This is a genomic window from Rhodococcus sp. 05-2255-1e, from assembly GCF_002259025.1.
GTDB lineage: Bacteria > Actinomycetota > Actinomycetes > Mycobacteriales > Mycobacteriaceae > Rhodococcoides > Rhodococcoides fascians.
This window is the reverse complement of the sequence record NZ_NOZE01000009.1, coordinates 79,750-103,731: the sequence shown is the minus strand read 5'-3', so window position 1 is coordinate 103,731 and position 23,982 is coordinate 79,750. Positions and strand designations below refer to the sequence as shown.

21 protein-coding genes and 1 pseudogene are annotated in these 23,982 nt (G+C 65.5%); 15 read left to right on the top strand and 7 right to left on the bottom strand.

Going from position 1 to position 23,982, the window contains the following annotated elements; translation table 11 throughout:
* The first annotated feature begins 1 nt into the window (after position 1).
* From CH262_RS03790 to CH262_RS03770, 5 genes are all read left to right on the top strand, one after another.
* Complete coding sequence (locus CH262_RS03790; RefSeq protein ID WP_094717348.1) at positions 2-1,999, top strand: acetyl/propionyl/methylcrotonyl-CoA carboxylase subunit alpha; 1,998 nt, start codon at positions 2-4, stop codon at positions 1,997-1,999.
* A complete protein-coding gene (locus CH262_RS03785) occupies positions 1,996-3,162 on the top strand; it encodes an acyl-CoA dehydrogenase family protein (RefSeq protein ID WP_094716930.1) in 1,167 nt (388 codons plus the stop codon). The genes CH262_RS03790 and CH262_RS03785 overlap by 4 nt, the downstream gene beginning before the upstream one ends.
* On the top strand, positions 3,159-3,644 hold the full coding sequence (locus tag CH262_RS03780) for a MaoC family dehydratase (protein WP_027494718.1): 486 nt from the start codon (positions 3,159-3,161) through the stop codon (positions 3,642-3,644). The genes CH262_RS03785 and CH262_RS03780 overlap by 4 nt, the downstream gene beginning before the upstream one ends.
* The gene (locus CH262_RS03775) at positions 3,641-4,450 is read left to right on the top strand and encodes an HpcH/HpaI aldolase/citrate lyase family protein (RefSeq protein ID WP_094716929.1); all 810 of its coding nucleotides are present in this window, start codon (positions 3,641-3,643) and stop codon (positions 4,448-4,450) included. The genes CH262_RS03780 and CH262_RS03775 overlap by 4 nt, the downstream gene beginning before the upstream one ends.
* Positions 4,451-4,518: 68 nt before the next feature.
* Positions 4,519-4,971: a MarR family winged helix-turn-helix transcriptional regulator gene (locus CH262_RS03770; protein WP_032367885.1), complete on the top strand. Its 453-nt coding sequence runs from the start codon at positions 4,519-4,521 to the stop codon at positions 4,969-4,971.
* A 2-nt stretch (positions 4,972-4,973) separates the two neighbouring features.
* On the opposite strand, the gene bla is transcribed toward CH262_RS03770, so the two are convergent.
* From bla to CH262_RS03750, 3 genes are all read right to left on the bottom strand, one after another.
* Entirely contained in the window at positions 4,974-5,903 is a 930-nt protein-coding gene (gene bla, locus CH262_RS03765; protein WP_094716928.1) for a class A beta-lactamase, read from the bottom strand.
* A gap of 542 nt (positions 5,904-6,445) precedes the next feature.
* Positions 6,446-7,255, bottom strand: coding sequence for an enoyl-CoA hydratase/isomerase family protein (locus tag CH262_RS03755; RefSeq protein ID WP_094716926.1), 810 nt, complete (start codon positions 7,253-7,255; stop codon positions 6,446-6,448).
* A complete protein-coding gene (locus CH262_RS03750; RefSeq protein ID WP_256988695.1) occupies positions 7,239-8,774 on the bottom strand; it encodes an acetyl-CoA acetyltransferase in 1,536 nt (511 codons plus the stop codon). Before CH262_RS03750 ends, CH262_RS03755 begins: the two co-directional genes overlap by 17 nt.
* Positions 8,775-8,836: 62 nt before the next feature.
* Here CH262_RS03750 and CH262_RS03745 point away from each other — a divergent pair, with 62 nt between their 5' ends.
* A complete protein-coding gene (locus CH262_RS03745; RefSeq protein WP_256988694.1) occupies positions 8,837-9,436 on the top strand; it encodes a TetR/AcrR family transcriptional regulator in 600 nt (199 codons plus the stop codon).
* A gap of 60 nt (positions 9,437-9,496) precedes the next feature.
* Here CH262_RS03745 and CH262_RS03740 read toward each other — a convergent pair whose 3' ends face one another.
* Together CH262_RS03740 and CH262_RS03735 are read right to left on the bottom strand one after the other, a co-directional pair.
* Positions 9,497-10,633 (bottom strand): PrpF domain-containing protein, encoded by a 1,137-nt coding sequence (locus CH262_RS03740; protein WP_094716178.1) that lies wholly within the window; start codon positions 10,631-10,633, stop codon positions 9,497-9,499.
* 113 nt (positions 10,634-10,746) lie between these two features.
* Entirely contained in the window at positions 10,747-12,138 is a 1,392-nt protein-coding gene (locus CH262_RS03735) for an SLC13 family permease (protein ID WP_032373557.1), read from the bottom strand.
* Between the two features lie 137 nt (positions 12,139-12,275).
* On the opposite strand from CH262_RS03735, the gene CH262_RS03730 reads away from it, so the two are divergent.
* Complete coding sequence (locus CH262_RS03730) at positions 12,276-13,211, top strand: LysR family transcriptional regulator (protein WP_032367892.1); 936 nt, start codon at positions 12,276-12,278, stop codon at positions 13,209-13,211.
* Here the strand turns inward: CH262_RS03730 and CH262_RS03725 are convergent.
* On the bottom strand, positions 13,195-13,866 hold the full coding sequence (locus tag CH262_RS03725) for a GntR family transcriptional regulator (RefSeq protein WP_094716923.1): 672 nt from the start codon (positions 13,864-13,866) through the stop codon (positions 13,195-13,197). The genes CH262_RS03730 and CH262_RS03725 overlap by 17 nt on opposite strands.
* A gap of 166 nt (positions 13,867-14,032) precedes the next feature.
* Between CH262_RS03725 and glyA the strand changes: the two genes are divergently transcribed.
* The 8 genes and pseudogenes from glyA to CH262_RS03685 all read left to right on the top strand — a co-directional run bounded on the left by glyA (position 14,033) and on the right by CH262_RS03685 (position 23,033).
* The gene (gene glyA / locus CH262_RS03720; protein WP_027494730.1) at positions 14,033-15,313 is read left to right on the top strand and encodes a serine hydroxymethyltransferase; all 1,281 of its coding nucleotides are present in this window, start codon (positions 14,033-14,035) and stop codon (positions 15,311-15,313) included.
* Complete coding sequence (locus CH262_RS03715) at positions 15,310-16,548, top strand: sarcosine oxidase subunit beta family protein (protein WP_032367894.1); 1,239 nt, start codon at positions 15,310-15,312, stop codon at positions 16,546-16,548. The genes glyA and CH262_RS03715 overlap by 4 nt, the downstream gene beginning before the upstream one ends.
* Before the next feature lie 51 nt (positions 16,549-16,599).
* Entirely contained in the window at positions 16,600-16,878 is a 279-nt protein-coding gene (locus tag CH262_RS03710; RefSeq protein WP_027494732.1) for a sarcosine oxidase subunit delta, read from the top strand.
* Complete coding sequence (locus CH262_RS03705; protein WP_094716922.1) at positions 16,875-19,718, top strand: 2Fe-2S iron-sulfur cluster-binding protein; 2,844 nt, start codon at positions 16,875-16,877, stop codon at positions 19,716-19,718. The genes CH262_RS03710 and CH262_RS03705 overlap by 4 nt, the downstream gene beginning before the upstream one ends.
* A complete protein-coding gene (locus CH262_RS03700; RefSeq protein ID WP_032367896.1) occupies positions 19,711-20,289 on the top strand; it encodes a sarcosine oxidase subunit gamma in 579 nt (192 codons plus the stop codon). Before CH262_RS03705 ends, CH262_RS03700 begins: the two co-directional genes overlap by 8 nt.
* Positions 20,290-20,321: 32 nt before the next feature.
* A pseudogene (gene folP, locus CH262_RS03695) lies at positions 20,322-21,247 on the top strand (dihydropteroate synthase).
* Entirely contained in the window at positions 21,244-21,654 is a 411-nt protein-coding gene (locus tag CH262_RS03690; protein WP_045841503.1) for a glycine cleavage system protein H, read from the top strand. The pseudogene folP and the gene CH262_RS03690 overlap by 4 nt, the downstream one beginning before the upstream one ends.
* On the top strand, positions 21,651-23,033 hold the full coding sequence (locus CH262_RS03685; protein ID WP_094716921.1) for an L-serine ammonia-lyase: 1,383 nt from the start codon (positions 21,651-21,653) through the stop codon (positions 23,031-23,033). The genes CH262_RS03690 and CH262_RS03685 overlap by 4 nt, the downstream gene beginning before the upstream one ends.
* 80 nt (positions 23,034-23,113) lie before the next feature.
* Here the strand turns inward: CH262_RS03685 and purU are convergent, their stop codons facing one another.
* Positions 23,114-23,962 (bottom strand): formyltetrahydrofolate deformylase, encoded by an 849-nt coding sequence (gene purU, locus CH262_RS03680; RefSeq protein WP_032373562.1) that lies wholly within the window; start codon positions 23,960-23,962, stop codon positions 23,114-23,116.
* Between the last annotated feature and the right edge of the window lie 20 nt (positions 23,963-23,982).

The following is a 23,982-nucleotide window of genomic DNA, read 5'->3' as shown; positions in this document are numbered from 1 at the left end:
GATGACCACGATGTTGGACACCATTCTGATCGCCAACCGCGGTGAGATCGCGGTACGCGTCGCTCGAACGTTGCGCCGCATGGGCATTCGGACCGTCGCCGTCTACAGCGATGCGGACGCCGACGCCCGGCACGTCCGCGAAGCCGATACCTCGGTACGACTCGGCCCCGCCAGCGCACGCGAGAGCTACCTCGACATCGACAAAGTGATCGCCGCCGCGAAAGCTACCGGCGCACAGGGAATTCACCCCGGCTACGGCTTCCTCTCGGAGAACTCCCACTTCGCTGCGGCCTGCGCCGAAGCCGGAATCGCCTTCCTCGGGCCGCCGGAGAAGGCCATCGAGGTGATGGGCGACAAGATCGCCGCCAAGGCCGCCGTCAGCGCTTTCGGCGTCCCCGTCGTACCCGGCATCTCCCGACCGGGACTGTCCGACGACGACCTCGTCGCCGGTGCATCCGACGTCGGATTCCCGGTCCTGGTCAAACCCTCGGCTGGGGGCGGCGGCAAGGGCATGCGTCTGGTCGAGCGCGCCGAGGATCTGCCCGCCGCGCTGGCCAGTGCCCGCCGCGAGGCGGCCTCCTCGTTCGGCGACGACACGCTGTTCCTCGAGCGATTCGTGTTGCGTCCCCGGCACATCGAGGTGCAGATCCTCGCCGACGGTCACGGCAACGTCATCAACCTCGGTGAGCGTGAATGCAGCCTGCAGCGACGCCATCAGAAGGTCATCGAAGAAGCGCCGTCCCCACTGCTCGACGCGCAGACCCGAGCGCGTATCGGCGAGGCTGCCTGCAACACCGCTCGCAGCGTCGACTACTCCGGCGCAGGCACCGTCGAGTTCATCGTCTCCGCCGATCATCCCGACGACTTCTTCTTCATGGAGATGAACACTCGACTCCAGGTGGAACACCCGGTGACCGAGATGGTGACTGGCATCGACCTCGTGGAGTGGCAGGTCAGGATCGCCGCCGGCGAGTCACTGACGCTGAGTCAGAACGATATTCGACTGACCGGGCACGCCATCGAGGCGCGCGTCTACGCCGAGGATCCCGGCCGCGAGTTCCTCCCGACCGGCGGCACCGTCGTCGGGTTGCGCGAGCCCACCGGCACGGGCATCCGCGTCGACTCCGGCCTCGCCATCGGCACCGAGGTGGGCAGCAACTACGACCCGATGCTCTCGAAGGTCATCGCGCACGGCCCCGATCGCAGCACAGCGCTGCGCAGCCTGGATCGTGCTCTGGCCGATACCTCGGTACTCGGCGTCGTCACCAACATCGAGTTCGCTCGATTCCTGCTCGCCGACAACGAGGTCCGTGCCGGCAATCTCGACACCGGCCTACTGGACCGCCGCGTCGAGGATTTCGTTGCCGCCGACGCCCCCGACGAGGCGATGATCGCCGCAGCCACCGTCGCCTGGCTCGACACGTGGCAGGAGGCGGGCCAGGACATCTGGGGAACGCCGTCGGGATGGCGGGTGGGAGCGCACGCACCGTTCCAGCTCCGGCTGACATCCGGCACTCGGACCGCGCACGTGTCCATCACCGGGACACTCGATGCGGCGACGGTCGTCGTCGACGACGAAGAACCGCGCCGACTGCGAGCCTCCGCTACCGAGGATTCCATCGACCTCGTTCTCGACGATCGACGCGAGTCGATGACCGTGGCCCGAAACGAATCGTCCACCTGGGTATCCAGCTCACGCGGCACCTGGAGAATCGATCGAATCGCCGAACCCAATGTGCGTGAGGACGACACGCAGTCCGGGGACGCAGAGATCCTCTCGCCGATGCCGGGTTCCATCATCGCGATCGGAACGACCTCCGGCAGCGCCGTCACCGCAGGCACGGCCATCGTCGTCGTCGAGGCGATGAAGATGGAACACACCTTGACCACGCCCATCGACGGCACCGTCGAACTCACAGTCGCAGTAGGAGATCAGGTCCGCGTCGACCAGGTCCTCGCCCGCATCGTTCCCACCGACACCGAAGAGGACAAGTCTTGACCGAACATCTGTCGTCGTCCAATCTGCCCGACGAATACCAGCAACTGGTCAAATCCGTGGCGGACTTCACCCGCACCGTCGTCGCGCCGGTCTCGGCGAAACACGATGCCGAGCATTCCTTTCCGTACGAGGTCGTCGCAGGGATGGCCGAGATGGGCCTCTTCGGTCTGCCCTTCCCCGAGGAGTACGGCGGCATGGGCGGCGACTACTTCGCCCTGTGCCTGGCACTCGAAGAGCTCGGCAAGGTCGACCAGAGCGTCGCGATGACGCTCGAGGCAGGCGTCTCGCTCGGTGCCATGCCCGTCTACCGTTTCGGCAACGACGAGCAGAAGCAGCAGTGGCTACCCAAGCTCACCGCGGGCAAAGCTCTCGCGGCCTTCGGGTTGACCGAGCCGGGTGCCGGTAGCGACGCGGGCGGCACCAAGACCGCCGCCAAGCGCGACGGCGGTGACTGGATCATCAACGGCAGCAAGCAGTTCATCACCAACTCCGGCACCGACATCACCGAACTCGTGACCGTCACCGCTGTGACCGGCGTCGACGAGACAACGGGACGCAAGCAGATCTCGTCGATCCTGGTGCCCACCGACACTCCCGGGTTCGTGGCCGAAGCGGCGTACAACAAGGTCGGCTGGAATGCCTCGGACACACACCCGCTCAGCTTCACCGATGTACGAGTCCCGCAGGAGAACCTGCTCGGCCAGGAAGGCCGCGGGTACGCGAACTTCCTTCACATCCTCGACGAGGGTCGGATCGCGATCGCTGCAGTATCGGTCGGTGCGGCTCAGGGTTGCGTCGACGAGAGCGTCAAGTACGCCAAGGAGCGCGAGGCATTCGGTGCTCCGATCGCGCGCAATCAGGCGATCTCGTTCAAGATCGCCCGCATGGAAGCACGCGCACACACCGCGCGGACGGCGTACTACGACGCGGCGGCACTGATGTTGGCGGGCAAGCCTTTCAAGAAGGCCGCGTCCATCGCCAAGCTCGTGGCCTCCGAGGCTGCGATGGACAACGCCCGCGACGCGACGCAGATTCACGGCGGCTACGGATTCATGAACGAGTACGTCGTCGCCCGTCACTACCGCGACAGCAAGATCCTCGAAATCGGTGAAGGGACCACCGAGGTTCAGCTGATGCTCATCGCGCGGAGCCTGGGGCTATGAGCGACAAGCGCATTCGGCAACGCGGCCTGTGGTTCGAGGAGATGGAGCTCGGTACCGTCTACGAGCATCGCCCCGGACGGACCATCACCGAGGCCGACAACACATCGTTCACCACGCAGACGATGAACACCCAGGCCCTGCATCTCGATGCCGCCTACAGTGAGACAACATCTTTCGGTCAACGGCTGGTGAACTCGATGTTCACCGTGTCCACCCTCGTCGGATTGTCGGTGACGCAGCTGACCCAGGGCACGATTGTCGCCAACCTCGGCTTCTCCGAGGTCTCCTTCCCGAAGCCGCTGTTTCACGGCGACACCCTCTACGCGGAGACGGTGATCTCGGACAAGCGCGAATCCAAGTCCCGCCCCGGCGAGGGAATCGTGACGTTCACCCACACCGGTCGAAATCAGCACGGTGACGTCGTAGCGATTGCCGTCCGCAAGACTCTCGTCCGGATGCGGCCCGAGGACGACGCGTCGTGACCTGGATTCCCCCTGGCCCGGCGTGTCTGTTCTGCCCGGCAGACCGGCCCGAGCGTTACGAAAAAGCCGCAGCTCGTGCAGATGTGGTGATCCTCGATCTCGAGGACGCTGTCGGTGCCGCGGACAAAGCCGGCGCTCGCGAGTCCGTGGTGTCGACACCGCTGGACCCGTCGCGCACCATCGTTCGAGTCAACGCGCACGGCACCGAAGACCAGGCTGCCGACCTCGACGCGTTGCAGCGCACCGAGTACACGACCGTCATGTTGCCCAAGTGTGAATCTGCCGGTCAGATAACAGCTCTGGCGTCACTGAATGTCGTCGCACTGATCGAATCCCCGCTCGGCGCGATGACGGTCTTCGACGCACTCGCAGCCGACAATGCCATCGGTGCCATGTGGGGTGCCGAGGATCTGGTCGCTGCGATGGGCGGGAATTCGAGTCGACACACCGGTGGGCAGTACCGCGATGTCGCACAGCATGTTCGGTCGCAGACATTGCTGGCCGCCAAGGCGCGGGGACTGTTCGCGCTCGATTCGGTCTACCTCGACATCCCCGATCTCGACGGCGTCCGCGCCGAGGCCGACGACGCTGTAGCCGTGGGCTTCGACGGCAAAGTGGCCATCCACCCCAGCCACATCCCCGTCATTCGCGAGGCCTATGCGCCCACGGTCGAGGAAATCGAATGGGCCACAGCCGTACTCGACGCCGTCGAGCACAATCGCGGGGTGTTCGCCTTCCGAGGTCAGATGGTGGACGCACCGGTGCTGGCCCATGCTCGACGCATCGTCGCCCGCCGACCGATGTAGTTGCAGACGCCGATTAACGGCAGGCGCTGTACGGTGGCTGTACGAGCATCGGCACGGAAGGCGCAGCAATGACGGCGAAGGACCCCGCCCTGACGGCGCTGGCCCAGAACTGGCTGGCGTTGTCGGTCCTGCACGGTCGCATCGAGAGCCGCATCGAGAAGGCTCTGCAGGCCGGCCACAACCTCAGCGCTCGCGAGTATTGGCTGCTCGACGTCCTGGCACGTCAGCACGACGGGGTGGGCGGGCACCTGCAGATGAAGCAGGTGGCCGACGCCGTCGTCCTGAGCCAGAGTGCGACGACCCGCCTGGTCACCCGCCTCGAGGACCGCGGGCTACTCACCCGTTATCTCTGCCCTACCGACCGCCGCGGCATCTACACCGACGTCAGCGACGAAGGCCTGGCTCTGCTCGAGGCAGCGCGGCCGACCAACGACGCGGCCCTGCGTGAGGCCCTCGACGAAGCAGCACGTGAACCGGACCTCGTACCCCTCGTCGACGCCGTCCGCCGATCCGAGAACTGACGTCAATCCAGCTGTTCCACGACCGTCCGAGTCGTATCGGCGACAAGGGCGTTCATGGCCGGTGAGTCCTCCGCACCCGACGTCGTAGCACTGAGGACGACGAGCAGAATCTTCTGACCTTCGGGTCCGAGCACCAGACCCGCGTCGTTGGAGACACCGTAGCTACCGGTTCCGGTCTTGTCGGCCGACGTCCACTGCGGGGGAATGCCCGCGCGGAAGCGGGCCGTGGAGGTTTGGGTGCCCGCCATCCAGTCCAGCAACTGCTGTCGTGATGCCTGCGTCAGTGCGTCGCCGTCGAGCAGGGTCCGGTAGCCGGCGGCCATCGAGTTCGGAGTTGTGGTGTCCCGAGGGTCGTCCGGGATGGCCGTGTTCAACTCCGGCTCGGTGCGATCAAGGCGAAATTCGGTGTCGCCGAGCGATCGCGCGAAGTCGGTGAGCGCCGCTGTGCCACCTGCTTCACGTATCAGCAGATTGCCGGATGTGTTGTCGCTCTTCGTCAACGCTGCGGAGGCGAGATCTGCGATGGTGACGACCGAGCCGGGTGCCCAATCGACGGCCGACTCGGGCACCTTGTCTTCTGCGGCGATTGTTCTGGTGTCGGTGAGCTGCAGCCTGCCTGCGTCGACGGCGGCGAGTACGGCCCCGACGGCATACACCTTGAACGTCGAGCAGAACGCGAAACGTTCGTCACCGCGATAACTCTGGATGGAACCGGACGTGAGATCGAGCGCGCTGACGCCGAGCCGAGCGGCGTCCCTCGCCTCGAGCTGAGAATATGGCTGTTCGGCCATGGCCTGATCGGTCGTGGTCCGAGATGTACTCGCTGCGGATTGCGGTGGTTCGGTAGTGGCCGTCGAGGAGCACGCGACGCCTGCCGTCAACGTTGCCGCCGCGATCACTGTGATCAGTCGGGTGGATGTCGAGGTACGCATGGGGTCATGCGATCACAGAACCGTCGGTACGTAGCTACTGGCCCGTCGGCCTTCCATTCCGCTTTCGGCCCAGCAGCTGTTCGCGAGCTCGAGCGCCTGGTCGCGAAAGCCGACCACGCGGGGGCGTGGAACCTTCAGCTCCATTATCGTTACTTCTGGTACGTAACGGAGAGCTCCATCGAGCTCGAACGAGCCGCCCGGACGACAACAATCAGGAGGCACTTCATGAACGCCACCACACGCGCGATATTGAGCCCGGTCGTGGGTGCCATCGTCGCGCTGGCAATTATCTAGGGCGTCGGCGGAGACATCCCGATCTGGCGAGCCGCATCGATGGTGCTGGTCGGTGCGGGCGTCGTCTTCGGACTGAATTTCGCCTGGGAATCCAATCCCTGGACCGAGAATCCCACAAGCGACGAGCACGAGCAGGTCACTGCCAGATAGAGGGACACTGCGGGAGGATCAATCGACTTTTGACGGTGCCTCCCGCCCTGTAACCGTCTAAAGTACGGGCGGGATTTCCCACGCTCACGGCCGTGCGCTCACTGCGCGGTCCATGTCGGATCGCGTTTCTGCAGGAATGCGGTGATTCCTTCGACGACGTCTTGCGTGGTGGTGAGTCGATCCAATTCCTGACGGTTCTGTGCCCACGAATCTCTCTCGTGCGCGATGGCACCGTCGGTGATACGTCGGGCCAGACGCTTGGATGCGCGCACCGCCAGCGGAGCGCCTTCCTCGCAGAGCCGAGCAAGTTCGAGCGCGGTGTCGAGGACCTCGGTCGAGGCCACAACTCTGTTGACCAATCCCCACCGTGCGGCTTCCTGCGCGGAGATCGGCTGTCCGGTCAAGATCATCTCCAGGGCAATGTGTTCCGGCACCGCGGACATCAGCCGAAAAGCGCCACCTGCACCGGCGATGAGACCACGCCGGATCTCGGGCAGGCCGAACACGGCCGTGTCCGACGCGACGACCATGTCCGAGACCAGAGCTATCTCGGTTCCTCCTCCCATCGCCGACCCGTTCACGGCCGCGATGACCGGGACCGAGATCGGGTGTTGCACAATGCCGGCGAACCCCCAGTGTTCGGTCTCGGACGGGGTCACCGCGCCGGGCCCTCCGGTGCCGAGGGCCTTCAGATCGGCACCGCCACAGAAAGTCGCCGATCCCGCGCCGGTCAGGACGATGGCTCGGATGTCTCGATCTGCCTCGGCGGACTCCCACGCCTCCCCGAGCGACGTGTGCACGCGGGCGTCGATGCTGTTGGCAGCTCGCGGTCGGTTGATGGTGACGACGAGTACGTGACCTTCCCGCCTGGTCAGGACGACAGGTTCGGCGCTAGCTGCTTCGGACACGAATGTTCCCCTCGATGGTGTCGACAGTGACTGTGGTCCCGATGATTTCGCGTGCCGGGTCGGTTCGATACAGAGACAGCGCACGGGCGCTGGCCGTGTCCCCGGGTGCCGTCTGTGCGGCGACGCGTCGCCCGCGCTCGTCTCTCGCGACGAGGAACGCCTGGTTCGGTTCCTGCTGCCGAGAATGCTCGACGGACACTGTCTCCACCACGAGAGTCCCGTCCTGTACAGGTGCACGAGGCGGTGGATCCGGCGTCAGCACTGCGGGTTCGGGATTTCCGACGTAGCCCTGTGGGTGCTGGGCGCCACCGAGCAGCACCGAGTGGTGATACGTCATGTAGCCACCGTTCGCGTGCACCAGTGCGCAGTTCTTGCCGCCGCGAATCTCGCGGACGGATGCGGTGATCGAATGCAGCGAATGGCTACTGAGGGGACCCCCGAAGGACGAATGACCACCGGTCACACTGGGTACCAATGATTTCGGCGTTCCGAGGTGACGGGAGGCGAGGGTCGGCACGATCGGGAAACAGCTGTACACGTCGACCACGTCGAGTTGTTCGACTCCGATCTCTGCGGCGCGCAAGGCTCGGTCCATCGCATCCTCCATCGCTGGAGACCGGCCGAAACCGCCGCGGTCGAGAATGTCGACCGAATCCTCGGCACCCGCACCGCCCCAGACGAACACGATGTCGCCCTCGGGGACACCGCGTTCTCGGGCTTCGGCCAAGCTGGTCACCACGATGCACGCCGCCTGGTCGACGAACGGCATGGCGTTCATCGACAACGGATACGGCTCGCACACGATGCGGTTCTTCGGCGACGGCGTGCCGATGTCGGCAGCCGTCCGCACTCGCCCGTTCCACGAGTACGGGTTCTTCTGGGCGACAACGGAAAAGTCCGCATACAGGTCGCTGCACTCGGCCAGTCGAGACTCCGGATCCAGTCCGGCCTCGAATCTGAAGCGGCTCTCGAACAAGGGATAGATCCGAACCGGAGTGATCAGTCCGGCGTCTTGCATTGCGGCACTTCCGAGTTGATCGAGATCGAAGGTGGGCGGACCTCCCGGGTCCGCGCTCCATCCCCCATCCCGCACGGGCTCTCGCCCGGCCTTGACCAAGGCACCCATCGAGGCCTGCGCTTCACCGCCCGCGATCACCGCTACCGTCGACTCCCCGGACGCAATGCGCGAGGCTGCGCGATCGAGCAGGCGCGCGGGCCACTGGCCACCGATCGGCGCGTCGAACACATCTGTGGGGGTGGCACCGAATCTACGGGCCAGCGCAGCGGCGGGACTGGCGTAAGCCCAGCTGGCGATGTGGCAGAACGTGATGCTGTCCGCTCTGCGAATCCACGGCTCCGACGTCGGCGAATCCCGGAGTGCCTCGGTGGCAGCGCGCGTGATCAGTTCCATGGGTTCGACGCCCATGGGTTCGCCGCGGCCGCTTGTCTCACCGATAGCCACGATCACCGGAACACGTCTCGGATCCACCGTCGACGCCTCGTGGCGTACTGAACTCATGACCGGGAACCTATTACAGACACGGATTGTCCGCAATGCTGGGTAGGTGCCACAATCCCTGGGTGACCGACAAAACCAGGAGCCGACGGGGCAGGCCGCGCGATCCTGATCTGGAGGACCGCGTCTACGACGCAGTGCTCGAGGTCTACTGGGAGAAAGGCTGGTCGGGTTTCACACTCGACGCCGTTGCCCGCCGCGCGTCCGTCGGCAGGGCGGCGCTTTATCGGCGCTGGGAATCGAAGGGGGCCTTGGTCGTCGACGCGCTGGACGCTCGAAGTCCGCTCGCGACACCGATCGACCTCGGCAACCTGCGGGCGGATCTCGTCGAATTGGCGGTGCAGCTTCTGCAGGGCTACCGAGGAACGGCCGGTCTCGTCAGCCTGCGCGTCGCCCTCGATGCGCGGGTGCACCCCGACCTACTCGGGCACATGATCGACACACTCAACCGAAGCCGACTGGTTGCGGCCCGGCTGATCGTGCACCGAGCCCAGAAACGGGGCGAATTACCCGAGTCGGCCGATACCACCAGGATTCTCGAACTGGTAACCGGAGCGGTTCTCAGCCACGTCATCTTCTCGCATCACACCGATGCCGATCGAGGCGACACCGAGGACCGCGTCTACGCAGAATGTCTGGTCGACGCGGTCCTCGGTGGTGTGTAGCTCCGGTCGTGCGCGTTTTGCGCGCCTCCAGGTACGCAAAACGCGCACGAGGGAAGCTGCTCAGAACGCGTGCGCACCGACCAGGGCGGGCATCGGCACCACGAAGAGGTCTGCGGTGGCGATGCGTCGCACTGCGCGATGGAGGGTGACCGACTGCAGTAACCCGTTGGCGTCCACTGTGTAGTCGACCTCGAGCACTCCCGCGGCGGTGCCGATCCGAATTGTTCCTGGACGGCCGGACCCTGCGTTGGCAGTGACGACCCCACCGATGACCGTTGCCGCTGCCGCCACGGCCACCGCGGAGGTCAGTCCGATCGCCGGGTGCGGGGCCATCATCGAGAGCATGCGTACCGAGATGTCGTAATCCGCGGATGCTACGTGCTCACCCGTCGTCGTCACGTACTCCCGCGGCGGGCCGACGATCCCGACCTTCGGAATGGCATGCGAGACAGGTTCTTCGGGCTTGCTCAGCCCCATCCGCAGAGCGGCCTGTCGGCGTAACGCGATGAGGGTGGGGACGTGAGCGGCGACGACGTCGTTGGGCTCCGACCCGGTCAATCCGAAATCGGCGGCGTCGAACAATGCGGCGGGCGCACCCGCTCGAACGAACGTTCCGCGGAACTCGTTGCCGCCGAATGCGACTCGATCGACCTCGGCACCGGTGGGAAGCATCGTCACTCGATCCGACGCCGGATCGGTGAAGGTCAACCCCACCGGGACGCCGAGAGCCGTGGTGCCGGGGACGGACGCGTCGCCCTCGGCAGGAATGCGTCCGCCGGGGGTCGCGATCTCCGCCGCCAGAATTGCGCCGGTGTTCTCGTTGCGCATCCGGACCACGGTGACGTGGTCGTCCACGGCGACGAGACCGGTCTGCACGGCGTAGAGGCCGATTGCCGTCGCACAGTTTCCGCAGTTGCTACCCCACTCCACGGTGCGGTTCTCGATGGCGACCTGAGCGAACAGGTAGTCGACATCGATACCGGGTGCGCTGGAGCGTCGAACGATGGCGGCCTTGGAGGTGGTGGAGCTGCCGCCCCCGACACCGTCGAGCTGACGCGGGTCACCCGATCCGAAGGCCGCGGTCAGGATGTTGTCGAGACCGCCGGCGTCGGCGATGTACGGGTCGATGTCGACCGCGTTGAACAGCCAGCACTTGCTGGTGCCTCCACGCATCCACGTTCCACGAAGAGTGAACATCTGGTGTGCCTTCCGATCAGGATCCGATGCTTCCACCCTGCGACAGAGGATGGTCAAGCACAATTACGAAATATGTTCAAGCCATGCAGGAGCGCTTAACGCGCTCGTCCCGGTCAGAACAGCTCGGGCACGACCACCAGGATCAACCAGCACAGGGCCGGCGCGATGGCGACGACGATCCCTGCATTGAGCAACAGTTGACGGTAGAAGCGCGGGCGCTCGATGTTCTGCGCGTTGGCCAGCACGAGCGCACCGTTGGTGGAGAACGGCGAGACATCGACGACGGTGGCCGAGATAGCCAGAGCAGCGACGACTCCGACGACCGGCAGTGCACCGGTTCCCAGCAGCGGCATGGCCAGCGGAATGACGGCGGCCAGCAGAGCGGTGGAGGACGCGAAGGCCGAGGTGATGCCGATGACGTAGCAGAGCACGATGGCCACGATGATCGGAGCACCGATGGTGATCGCCATTTCGGCCAGGTGATCGATGGTGCCCACTTCTTGCAGGATGGAGATGTAGGTGACCATGCCGGCGACCAGCAGAACCGTCGACCAACTGATGTCTGCGATCGCCTCGTTCTGCTTCTTCAGATCCGTGAACGCCAGGACCGCTCCGGCTCCGATGGCGATGAAGCTGATCGGCAAGTGCAGTACGAGAACGAGTACCAGGAGTGCGCCGATGAGGAAAAGCGTGAGCTTCTGGACGAACGTGACCGGCGCCGGGGCGTCGACCAGTGTGGTTGTGGTCGGACGAGTCAGCACCTGGGTGCTGCCTCCTGCCGAGCTGCCGCCGCCGGTACCGCCGCCGGTGGGGACGGACGTCTTGACCGGCGTTCCGCCTACGGGGCCACTACCGGGAGCGGGATCGGTGGACCCCGTTGCGGTGTACTCGAAGCCCTTCATGCGGGCCAGGGCCGCGTAGCCGACAACCGTCAGCACCGAGAGCAGCAGGTTGATGCCGTAGCTGGCGAAGAACAGCGTCCACGGGTTCAGGGCGAGGCCGTTGTTCTCGACGATGTCGCGAACCAGTACACCGGAAACGGAGATCGGGGAGAACGCGCCTGCATGGGCACCGTTGATGACCATGATCCCCATGACCAGCGGGCTCATGCCGGTTCGAGCTGCGAATGCCATGGCTGCAGGCACGATGAGCGCCACCGCGGCGGGGCTGAAGGTACCGAGTGCAGTCAGGACCGAGGCGACGAAGAAGAACACCCACGGAACCACCGTCACTCGACCGTGCACCGCTCGGATGCAGCTGTTGACCAGAAGATCGATGGTGCCGTTGCGTTTGGCCATGCCGAAGAAGTAGGTGACTCCGACGATGGTCAACACGATCGAGCTGGGGAACTCGTTCAGAATTTCCTTGTCGTCGAATCCCAGCGCGAAGTATCCGACCACGAAGGCACCGATGAAGCCGAGGATGCCGATGTTGATCGGAAAGAAGGTTGCGATCACGAACATCGCAACCAATGCGATGAGCGGGAGGATCTCGATGGAGGTCATGGGCGTCTTTCAGGTGGCTGGTAGGTGCTCGGTTACATCCGCACTCGAACGTTGTCCCAGTCACATTATTGACGTCCGCCTTTTAGGACAATATCGTTTTGCTACCTAGCCGTTTAGCTCAGCTGAAAGATAGACGCATGAACCACACCTTCGACGTCGTGACGTTGTTTCTTCTTCTCGACATCGCCGAGGCCGGATCGCTGACGGCCGGTGCCGAGCGGGCGAACATGACCCCCTCCGCGGCGTCGCAGCGCATCAGCAAACTCGAACACGGCATCAAACAACCGGTGTTGACCCGCCTGCCACGCGGCGTACAACTCACCGAAGCCGGCGAAATCCTCACCAGCCGCGCCCGCTTGTTCAGACGGGAGATGCGCGCCGCGAGCGGCGACCTCGAAGCGATCCGAGGGCTCGAACGCGGTTCGGTGCGGCTCGGCTCGTTTCCCACGGTCAGCGCGTCGCTGCTCTCCGACGCGTTGAAGGACTACCACTCGCGGTGGCCCGGCGTCGACGTCCGCGTGCGATCGGCGGTGCGCCCGCAGTTGCTCGACATGCTGCATTCGAGCGAAATCGACCTGGCGCTGCTGTGGAGCTACGCCTGGACGGAAGAGGCCGAACGATCGCTGTCACTCGAGCCGCTGATGGAAGACCCGACCGTGCTGCTGCTGCCGATCGACGACGATCGGGTGCAGCACGATGTATCGCTGCACGATCTTCGTGACGCGCGATGGATCATCCGCAGCAACGACCACCCGGCTGCCGAAGTTCTCTATCGCAGTTGTCGCGTAGCAGGATTCGAGCCCGACGTCGTCTACGAGGCACACGACTATCAGGAGATCGAGGCCATGGTGGCTGCCGGTGTCGGCATCGCCATGGTGCCCGGGTTGTCGGTGATTCACCATCGACCCGACGTCACCACCATCGACTTCCCCGACACGGATCGGGTGCCGACGCGCGTCATCTACATCGCGTCACTCGCCAGGCGTCAGTACACCCCGGCGATGTATGCCATCTCGACCGCGCTGCGCGGTGCCGCCGAGCGCATCGCGGCTGCGACTACAACAGTTCCCTGATCGCGTTCTCGAAGCCGGTGACATGTTCGAGGGTCAGTTCGGCAGCGGTATCGGCGTCGCCGTCGATGATCGCCTGCAGCAACACGACGTGCTCACGGACATGGCCGGCCACATTCGGGAGTCGGTCGAGAAACAGGCACCAGATGCGCGTGGCGTGCGCGTCGAGGCTGACCAGAATGTCTTCGAGGTGAGGATTGCCCGACGCCCGATAGATCTCTCGGTGCACCGCAACATCTTTGCGCAGCACCTCGCGTGAATCGTCGGTGTCGTCGATGCTCGCAATGGAGGCCGCGAGCTCGGCCAGCCGGTCTCGGGCCGCCCGTGTCGCGGTCCGCGCCGCACGAGCCGAGGCCGCCGGCTCGAGCTGCTTGCGGATCTCCGAGATGTTGGCCAGGTCGGTCATGTCGACGGCGGTCGCGAAGGTTCCGCGCCGGGGATATGCGACGACGAGGCGCTCTCGTTCGAGTCGTTTGAGACCCTCACGAATCGGTGTGCGACCCAACCCCAATTGCTCGGCCAGGCGGTCGTCGTTGATCGGTTCACCCGGACGAATTTCCAGCATGATCAGCTGCTCACGCACTATTTCGTAGGCTCGATCGGCATTGGTTCCGACAAACTGCGTGGCATCCATCACCGGCTGAATTTCGATCGCCATCTTCTCTGCTCACTCCCGGTCGACGCCCCGCCCTTGACGGCTCTGCTTTGTGATCTTACTCTATTGGCATCTTGATATATCAGTTCCAGATCATTGATCTTCCAGAAGGGCGGCCATCTTGACGCAGAACTTCGCACCGACGGCGACGGCACCGCACCCGAGAGGCGTGACGAACCGAGTACTCGCCGATCTCGACCCCGAGGTGCACCGCGCGATCAGTGCCGAGCTCGGCCGCCAGCAGAACACCCTCGAAATGATCGCGAGCGAGAACTTCGCACCCTTGGCCGTCATGCAGGCGCAGGGTTCGGTACTGACGAACAAGTACGCCGAGGGCTACCCCGGCCGGCGCTACTACGGCGGATGCGAAAACGTCGACGTCATCGAGCAACTCGCGATCGACCGGCTCAACGCCTTGTTCGGATCGTCGTTCGCCAACGTGCAGCCGCACTCCGGTGCGCAGGCCAATGCCGCTGCCATGGCGGCACTGCTACAGCCGGGCGATTCGATTCTCGGTCTCGCACTCGCCCACGGCGGACACCTCACGCACGGCATGAAGCTGAACTTCTCCGGCAAGCTGTACGACGTCTCGGCCTACCACGTCCGCGAAGACGACCATCTCGTCGACATGGCAGAGGTGGAGCGCCTCGCCCACGAGCACCGTCCCAAGCTGATCATGGCCGGTTGGTCCGCCTACCCGCGCCACCTCGACTTCGCCGAATTCCGCCGCATCGCAGACGAAGTCGGTGCCTACCTGATGGTGGACATGGCGCACTTCGCCGGCCTGGTCGCCGCCGGACTGCACCCGTCACCGGTACCGCACGCGCACGTGGTCACCTCGACGACGCACAAGACGCTCGGCGGACCGCGCGGCGGCGTCATCATCACCAACGACGCCGCGCTGGCGAAGAAGTTCAACTCCTCGGTCTTTCCCGGTCAGCAGGGCGGGCCCCTCGAACACGTCATCGCCGGCAAGGCCGTCGCCTTCAAACTTGCTGCCGAAGAAGACTTTCGGGAACGGCAGCAGCGCACCCTCGAAGGCGCGAAGATCTTGGCCGATCGACTGTTGACCGACGACGCAGCAGCCGCAGGCATCGACGTGGTCTCGGGCGGCACCGACGTCCACCTCGTTCTCGTGGACCTGCGCAAGTCCGAACTGGACGGCAAGCAGGCCGAGGACAGACTCCATCACGTCGGAATCACCGTGAACCGCAACGCAGTTCCGTTCGATCCACGGCCACCCATGGTGAGCTCCGGAGTCCGCATCGGCACCCCGGCCCTCGCGACCCGCGGCCTGGACGCCACGGCGTTCGCCGAGGTCTCCGACGTCATCGCCCACGCGTTGCGTCCCGACACCGACGACCGCGGACTCGATGCACTGCGAATCCGGGTCGAAGCCGTCGCCGCGCAGTTCCCCCTCTACTCCGACCTGACGGAAGGCTACCGATGACCGCCCCCGCAACCCCTCCGGGCGCACATCTGCCCGACCACCCGGACTTCCTGTGGCGCAACCCCGAGCCGAAGAAGTCGTACGACGTCGTGATCATCGGCGGCGGCGGACACGGCCTGGCCACCGCGCACTACCTCGCCAAGAACCACGGCATCACCAATGTGGCTGTGCTGGAGAAGGGGTGGCTCGCCGGCGGAAACATGGCGCGCAACACCACCCTCATCCGGTCCAACTACCTGTGGGACGAGAGCGCGCGCATCTACGAGCACTCGCTGAAGCTGTGGGAAGGGCTCGCCGACGACCTCGACTACCCCATCCTGTTCAGCCAGCGCGGCGTCCTCAACCTCGCGCACAGCCTGCAGGACGTGCGCGACAGCGTGCGACGCGTCGAGGCCAACCGACTCAACGGCATCGACGCTCAGTGGGTCGACCCCGACGAGGTCAAGAAGCTGTGCCCGATCGTCAACATCTCCAGCGACATTCGCTACCCGGTGCTCGGTGCGACGTACCAGCCACGCGCCGGCATCGCCAAGCACGACTACGTCGCCTGGGGATTTGCCCGACGCGCCGACGCGGCCGGTATCGACATCATCCAGAACTGTGAGGTCACCGGCTTCACCACCGACGGCAACCGCGTCACCGGGGTGAAGACCACGCGTGGCGACATCGCCACCGGCCAGGTCGCGCTGTGCGCAGCCGGGCACACCTCGACGCTGACGGACATGCTCGGCATCAAGACTCCGCTGCAGAGCCATCCGCTGCAGGCCCTCGTCTCGGAGTTGCTCGAGCCCGTGCATCCCACGGTCGTCATGTCGAATGCCGTGCACGTGTACGTCTCTCAGGCCCACAAGGGCGAACTGGTGATGGGTGCAGGCGTCGACTCCTACAACGGCTACGGCCAGCGCGGTGCGTTCCACATCATCGAACGGCAGATGGCGGCTGCGGTGGAGTTGTTCCCCGTCTTCGCTCGCGCGCACCTGCTGCGCACCTGGGCCGGCATCGTGGACGTCTGCCCCGACGCCTCCCCCATCGTCGGACGCACGCCGTTCGACAACGTGTTCCTCAATTGCGGTTGGGGTACAGGCGGATTCAAGGCCACCCCCGGTGCCGGTTGGTGCCTGGCCGACACCATCGCCAACGACGAGGTGCACGAGTACATCGCACCGTTCAGTCTGGACCGATTCGTCACCGGCGCGCTGGTGGACGAGCACGGTGCCGCAGGCGTGGCGCACTAGTTTCTCCGCCCCGACACACGCAGCACCCGAACGAGAAATCTTGGAGTGGCAATGCAATTGATCGAATGCCCGTGGTGCGGGAGTCGAGAAGAGACCGAGTTCCACTACGGCGGCCAGGCGCACATCGCCTACCCCGAGGATCCCTCGGCTCTGACCGACGAACAGTGGGCGCACTTCGTGTTCTTCCGCGACAACCCCAAGGGGCTCTTCGCGGAACGGTGGAGCCACAGCGCGGGCTGTCGGCGTTGGTTCAACGCCGTGCGGGACACCGCCACCTATCGAATCCACAGTGTCTATCGCCTCGACGACCCGAAGCCGGTGAACCCATGACCGCATTCCGCACCGCATCCGGCGGCCGCATCGACCGCACGAGCACCTTCGACTTCACGTTCGGCGGCTCGGCCCTGCAGGGCCACCCGGGCGACACGCTGGCATCTGCGTTGCTCGCCAACGGTATTCATCAGGTGACCACCAGCATCAAGCTCGGCAGGCCCCGTGGATTCACCGCTGCATGGGCCGAGGACACCGGCGGGCTCGTACAGATCGAGGAGCCGTTCCCCGAGCCGATGCTGCTCGCCACGACGATCGAGCTGTACGACGGCCTGGTCGCTCGCGGCATCCCCGGGCAAGGCCGACTCGCCGAGATCTCCGACTCCGCCAAGTACGACGCCATGCACGCCCACGCCGACCTGTTGGTCGTCGGTGCCGGCCCGGCCGGTCTGACGGCAGCTCTGGTCGCCGCCCGCAGTGGCGCTCGCGTGGTCGTCGTCGACGATCAGAGCGAGTTCGGCGGCTCCCTGCTCGGCTCCGACGACGTCATCGACGGACGGCCGGCCCTGGACTGGGTTGCCGACGCGGTGGCCGAGTTGTCGACCTTCCCCGACGTGACGTTGCTGCGCCGCACCACCGCGTTCGGTTCCTACGACGACGGCTTCGTGCTCGCCCTCGAGCGCCGCACCGATCACCTGGGCTTGGAAGCTCCTGCAGCGCTGAGCCGTCAGCGAGTCTGGCGTATTCGCTCGCGTCACATCCTGGTGGCCACCGGCGCCCACGAGCGTCCCGTCGTCTTCACCGACAACGATCGACCCGGAATAATGTTGGCGCACAGTGCACGTACGTTCCTGCATCGCTACGGCGTGACGGTAGGAACCGAGGCCGTGGTGTTCACCACCAACGACAGCGCGTACAAGGCAGCCGTCGATCTGCACGACGCCGGGGTCCGCATCGCGCGCATCGTCGATGCCCGCTCCGAGGCACCGGAACACTGGCTCGGCCTGTGCCGCGAGCGCGGTATCGAGGTGCGCACCGGCAGCGTCGTATCCGGCACCCGAGGCGACACCCGCGTCACCCACGCACTGGTCACCGGTGCAGACGGTGCCACCGACACCGTGGCGTGCGACGTGCTGCTCGTCAGCGGCGGTTGGAACCCCGCCGTCCACCTGTTCAGCCAGGCCCGCGGAAAGCTGCGCTACGACGGCGAACTCGGTGCGTTCGTTCCCGCGGACGACGTCGAGGGCATCAGTGTCGCCGGGTCGGCCTCGGGAGTGTTCGATCTGGCAGGATGCCTCCGCGACGGTAACTCGGCCGCGGCAGGTGCGCTGACCCGTCTCGGCTTCGACGTCACCGAAACGTCGCCACCAGCAGTCGAATCCGTGCCCAGCAGCGAGTCGCTGGTGCTGTGGCGGGTGCGCGACGACTTCGGAGCCGACAGCCAGTTCGTCGACGTGCAGCGTGACGCGACGGTGGCCGATCTGGTCCGCGCCGTCGGTGCAGGCATGTCGTCGATGGAACACATCAAGCGCTACACCACGATCGGCACCGCGCACGATCAGGGCAAGACCTCCGGTGTGGTGTCCTCGGGCATCGTGGCGGAGCTGCTCGACAAGCCGGTGGAGAACCTGGGCACCACCACCTTCCGACCGCCGTACACCCCGGTGGCGTTCGCCGCGTTGGCCGGCCGCAACCGCGGCATGGCCTTCGACCCGGAACGGGTTACTGCAGTTCATGATTGGCACGTCGCACGCGGCGCGGTCTTCGAGGACGTCGGACAGTGGAAGCGGCCCCGCTACTATCCACTGCCCGGTGAGGAGATGCACGACGCCGTGCTCCGCGAGTGCGCGGCCGTGCGTGCGAGCGTCGGCATGCTCGACGGTTCGACACTGGGCAAGATCGACGTGCAGGGCCCCGACGCCGGTGTGGTACTGGACATGTTCTACACGAACATGATGAGCAACTTGAAGGTCGGCATGGTTCGCTACGGCGTGATGTGCGGTGCCGACGGCATGGTGATCGACGACGGCACCGTGATGCGGTTGGCGGACGACCGATTCCAGGTGTTCACCACCACGGGCGGCGCAGCAGGAATGCTCAACTGGATGGAGGAATGGCTGCAGACCGAATGGCCGCACCTGGCGGTTCGGCTGACGTCGGTGACCGAGCAGTGGGCCACGTTCCCCGTCGTCGGACCGCGCTCCCGCGACCTCGTCGGCGAGATCTTCCCCGAGCTCGACGTCTCCAACGAGGCGTTCCCGTTCATGGCCTGGCGTGACGCCTCGGTCGACGGTGTGCCGGTACGCGTGGCGCGCATCAGCTTCTCCGGTGAACTGGCCTTCGAAGTGAACATCGATTCTTGGCACGCCCACGCACTGTGGTCGCGGCTGATCGATGCGGGCGAGAAGTACGGCATCACCCCGTACGGCACCGAGACCATGCACGTGCTGCGGGCCGAGAAGGGCTACCCGATCGTCGGCCAGGACACCGACGGGACCGTCACCCCACAGGACCTCGGTATGAGCTGGGCGGTATCGAAGAAGAAGCTCGACTTCATCGGAAAGCGCTCGTTCGACCGTGCCGAGAACCGGAACCCGTTGCGCAAGCAGTTCGTCGGGCTCCTGCCCGTCGATCGGGAGACCGTCCTTCCCGAGGGCTCGCAGATCATCGAGCACTCCGAGAGCGGCGTCCTCCCCGAGCTTCCGGTTCCGATGCTCGGCCACGTCACGTCGAGTTACGCCAGCGCAGAATTGGGCAGGCCGTTCGGGCTGGCCCTGCTCGAGGCCGGGCGTGACCGACTCGGCGACATCCTGCACGTCCCGGTGGGCGACACCCTCGTCGCCGTGGAAGTCACCGGCTCCGTACTCGTCGACCCGGAAGGTAACCGCCGTGATGGCTGACCGACTCGCCGCCAGAAGCCCACTCGCAGAAACAGTTCTGCCGGACTCGTCTGCTGTACGCATCGTGGAGGAGCCGTTCCTGGCCGGGATCGACCTGTGGGTCGACCCGAGCGGGCCGGGCGGTGCCGCTGCCTCGACCGAGCTCGGCACCGAGTTGCCCGGCCCCGGACGCGTCGCCGAGGGCACGAACACCACCGCGATCTGGCTCGGCCCGGAGGAGTGGCTGGTGATCGGGGCGGGCCTCGATCCGGTCGAACTCGAACACCGTCTCGGCTCGGCCGTTCGTGAGCATCGCGGTGCGGCAACCGATGTGTCCGCACAGCGAACCAGTCTGCGCCTGAGCGGTTCCCGGGCCCGCGACGTGCTGGCGAAAGGGTGCTCGATCGATCTGCACCCCCGCGTCTTCCCGGCCGGGTCGACGGTACAGACGATGCTGGCGATGGCAGGCATGATCCTCATTGCCTGTGACGACACCGGAACGGACTATCGAATCCTGGTGCGCTCGTCGTTCGCACGCTATCTCGCAGCCTGGCTGACCGACGCGGCCGAGGAATACACCGACGCCGGCTGAGTCGGACCACCGAACCCGACGCGAGAGAAAAGGTGACCGCAGTGCTCACGACCGTCTCCACGGCAACCCGGGCAGCCGATGCCCGCGACCGGCTGCTGACCCGGTTGACGACCTCACATCCGGTCGTCTGCGGGATCGTCAACGTCACCCCGGATTCGTTCTCCGATGGCGGCCGCTTCCTGGACTCGGATCGTGCTGTGGCGCATGCTCTGTCGATGGTCGACGAGGGTCCGAACTGCTCGACATCGGCGGTGAGTCGACCCGGCCCGGGGCCACCCCGCCCACCGTCGAGGAAGAGATCGAGCGAGTCGTACCGGTGATCGACGCCCTGTCCAGGCTTACCTCGACACCGCTGTCGGTCGACACATCACGGCCCGAGGTGATGCGAGAGGCGGTACGCGCTGGGGCGAGCGTCATCAATGACGTTCGTGCTCTTCGTCTTCCGGGCGCACTCGCCGCAGCTGCCGAACTGGACGTTGCGGTATGCCTGACGCACATGCTGGGCGAGCCGTCGACGATGCAGAATTCCCCTCGCTACGGCGACGTCACCGCAGAGGTGTGCGAGTTCCTCGACGACCGGGCTGCCGAATGCATCCGAGCCGGAATCCCGGCGTACCGCATCCTGGTCGATCCCGGATTCGGATTCGGAAAGACTCTCGATCACAATCTGACACTGCTGCAGGGCCTTCGGGCGCTCACCGCTTCCGGGCGACCGATCATGGCGGGTCTGTCGCGGAAGGGAATGATCGGTGCCATCACCGGACGAGAGGTCGACGGCCGACTCGCCGGATCACTCGCCGCCGCGATCTTCGCGGCCCAGAACGGGGCGTCACTCCTGCGGGTTCACGACGTCGCCGCCACCATCGACGCACTGGCCGTGATGCGGGCAGTGCGGTCGCTCGACGTACTGCCCTCACACCCAGGTCAATCCACGACGAATGCCGAGGCCACCTCATGACCGCATCCCTCTCCTCCGCCCGTCGGCTCTTCAGCGCCGAGCACGGTTGGATGGCCGTCGACCCGTTCGGCTCACCGGCCCAGACTCCGAGCCGTGTGGGTGTGACGCCGGCAGCGTTGGCCGACGCCGCCGACATCGTCGGCGTCGATCTTCCGTCGGTACGTACCGTGCTCACCGCCGGTGATGCGTGCGGCACCATCCACACCTCCGCCGGCTCGGTCACGGTGTACGCCCCGGCGAGCGGCATGGTCACGATCGTCAACCCCGCTGTGCGCGAGGACCCGTCGCTCGTCGCTGCCGATCCACTCGGTGCCGGCTGGCTGTTCGCCGTCCTGACTCCCGCGGCCTCGTCGTTCGACGACCTGACCATGCGCGAGCCGACCGGCGCAGTTCGGACTACCTCATGACCATCAGTGTGTTCGACCTCTTCTCCGTCGGAGTCGGCCCCTCGAGTTCGCACACCGTCGGACCGATGCGCGCGGCCGCTCGATTCGTCGACGACCTGCGGACGATGTCTGCGTTCGACGACGTTCGAGAGCTGGCGGTCGATCTGTACGGCTCGTTGGCCGCGACCGGAGCCGGCCACGGCACCATGACCGCCGTACTGCTGGGGCTGGAAGGCCATGCGCCCGAGACCATCACGACCGAGGTCATGGAAGAACGGCAGGCATCGATGGCGGCCACCGGCCGCATCGTCTTCGGTGGTCACCGCGAGATCGACCTGACGGTCGACGACATCGTGCTGCGTCCGTTGACGGTATTGCCGTTCCACCCGAACGGGATGAAACTGACTGCCCGCGCAACGGATTCGACCGAACTGCACAGCGAGGTGTACTTCTCCGTCGGTGGCGGCTTCGTGGTGACCGAGGCCGAAAGCGTCGAGGCCGTCGCACCCCTCGCCTCCGCGAACGGATTCGCGTCGGCCAAGGAACTACTTCAGCTCTGTGAACGTCGGCGCTGCAGCATCAGTGACGTCATGACCGAAGTCGAACTCGAACGCCGCACGCACGAGGAGATTCGGGACGCGCTGCTGCACATCCGTGACGTCATGGTCGAGTGCGAGGTTCGCGGCATCTCCCGCGACGGCTACCTTCCCGGCGCGCTGGGAGTGCGGCGTCGAGCACGGGACTGGTTCCTACGGCTCGATGCCGAGGATCCGAACCGTTCGAGCGAATTCGCCGAGGACTGGGTCAATCTCGTCGCCCTCGCGGTCAACGAGGAGAACGCGTCGGGCGGACGAATCGTCACGGCACCCACCAACGGCGCGGCCGGCATCATCCCGGCCGTGCTGCACTATGCGACCCGCTACACCGCCGCAGGGGTCGCCGATCCCGACGGCAGCACGGTGCGCTTTCTGCTCACCGCCGGCGCGATCGGATCGCTCTACAAGGAGATGGCGTCGATCTCCGGTGCCGAAGTGGGCTGCCAGGGCGAGGTGGGTTCGGCGGCGTCGATGGCCGCAGCCGGTCTGGCCGAGGTACTGGGCGGCACACCCGAACAGGTGGAGAACGCCGCCGAGATCGCCATGGAACACAGCCTCGGTCTCACGTGCGACCCCATCGGCGGACTGGTGCAGATTCCGTGCATCGAACGCAACGCGATCTCGGCCGGTAAGGCAATCAACGCCGCTCGGATGGCATTGCGCGGCAACGGTACCCACCGCGTCAGCCTGGACCAGGTGATCGAGACGATGCGGTCCACCGGGGCCGACATGCACTCGAAGTACAAGGAGACCTCCAGCGGCGGCCTCGCGATCAACGTGCCGGTGAACTTCGTGGAGTGCTAGAGGCCGAGAACTTTCTCCACCGCAACACAACGACGAGGGGCCCGTACCGATTCGGTACGGGCCCCTCGTCCTGTGTCGGTTCAGCTGAAGATAACCGTCCGGTGTCCGTGCAGCAGGACGCGATTCTCGCAGTGCCAGCGGACCGCTCGCGAGAGTGCGAGGGCCTCTGCGTCCTGTCCGACGGTGGCCAGACGAGACGGGTCGTGAGTGTGGTCGATACGAATGACCTGCTGCTCGATGATCGGGCCCTCGTCCAGGTCGGGGGTGACGTAGTGCGCCGTCGCTCCGACCTGCTTGACGCCCCGGTCGAATGCCTGGTGGTAGGGCTTTGCGCCCTTGAAGCCGGGCAGGAACGAGTGGTGGATGTTGATCGCCTTGCCGTGCAACGCTCGACACGTCTCGTCGGAGAGCACCTGCATGTACCGGGCCAGCACCACCAGGTCCACCTCGTACTCCGCGACGAGGTCCAGCAGACGCTGCTCGGCCTCGGCCTTGGTGCCCGGGGTGACGGGAACGTGGACGAACGGCAGCCCGGCGGCCTCGGCCATCGGCCGCAGCACCTCGTGATTGCTCACCACGGCCACCAGTTCGCCGCCGAGATTCTGTGAGCGCCAACGGAAGATGAGGTCGTTGAGGCAGTGCCCCATCTTGGACACCATGACGAGCACACGCGGCTGGCTGCAGCCGTTGAAGGTGTACATCATCGAGAAGCGCTCGGCCACCTCGCGGAAGCTCTCGGTCAGCTTCTCGATGTCGGTGGTGCCGCTGGCCACGAACGAGGTGCGAAGAAAGAACGAGCCGTCCGTGGAGTCGTCGAACTGTTGGTGTTCGGCGATGTCGCAGTCGTTGTCGAAGAGGAATGCACTGACGGCCCGGACGATGCCCGGCCGCTGTCCGCAGCTGAGCGTGAGGGTGAAGTTCTCGGTCATCGAATCTCCTGGTACTGGTG

Coding starts and splice junctions, on each gene's coding strand:
- CH262_RS03790 (WP_094717348.1), top strand. CDS start 2: ATGACCACGATGTTGGACACCATTCTGATCGCCAACCGCGGTGAGATC.
- CH262_RS03780 (WP_027494718.1), top strand. CDS start 3,159: ATGAGCGACAAGCGCATTCGGCAACGCGGCCTGTGGTTCGAGGAGATG.
- CH262_RS03770 (WP_032367885.1), top strand. CDS start 4,519: ATGACGGCGAAGGACCCCGCCCTGACGGCGCTGGCCCAGAACTGGCTG.
- bla (WP_094716928.1), bottom strand. CDS start 5,903: ATGCGTACCTCGACATCCACCCGACTGATCACAGTGATCGCGGCGGCA.
- CH262_RS03750 (WP_256988695.1), bottom strand. CDS start 8,774: ATGAGTTCAGTACGCCACGAGGCGTCGACGGTGGATCCGAGACGTGTT.
- CH262_RS03740 (WP_094716178.1), bottom strand. CDS start 10,633: ATGTTCACTCTTCGTGGAACGTGGATGCGTGGAGGCACCAGCAAGTGC.
- CH262_RS03735 (WP_032373557.1), bottom strand. CDS start 12,138: ATGACCTCCATCGAGATCCTCCCGCTCATCGCATTGGTTGCGATGTTC.
- CH262_RS03730 (WP_032367892.1), top strand. CDS start 12,276: ATGAACCACACCTTCGACGTCGTGACGTTGTTTCTTCTTCTCGACATC.
- CH262_RS03725 (WP_094716923.1), bottom strand. CDS start 13,866: ATGGCGATCGAAATTCAGCCGGTGATGGATGCCACGCAGTTTGTCGGA.
- CH262_RS03715 (WP_032367894.1), top strand. CDS start 15,310: ATGACCGCCCCCGCAACCCCTCCGGGCGCACATCTGCCCGACCACCCG.
- CH262_RS03710 (WP_027494732.1), top strand. CDS start 16,600: ATGCAATTGATCGAATGCCCGTGGTGCGGGAGTCGAGAAGAGACCGAG.
- CH262_RS03705 (WP_094716922.1), top strand. CDS start 16,875: ATGACCGCATTCCGCACCGCATCCGGCGGCCGCATCGACCGCACGAGC.
- CH262_RS03700 (WP_032367896.1), top strand. CDS start 19,711: ATGGCTGACCGACTCGCCGCCAGAAGCCCACTCGCAGAAACAGTTCTG.
- CH262_RS03690 (WP_045841503.1), top strand. CDS start 21,244: ATGACCGCATCCCTCTCCTCCGCCCGTCGGCTCTTCAGCGCCGAGCAC.
- CH262_RS03685 (WP_094716921.1), top strand. CDS start 21,651: ATGACCATCAGTGTGTTCGACCTCTTCTCCGTCGGAGTCGGCCCCTCG.
- purU (WP_032373562.1), bottom strand. CDS start 23,962: ATGACCGAGAACTTCACCCTCACGCTCAGCTGCGGACAGCGGCCGGGC.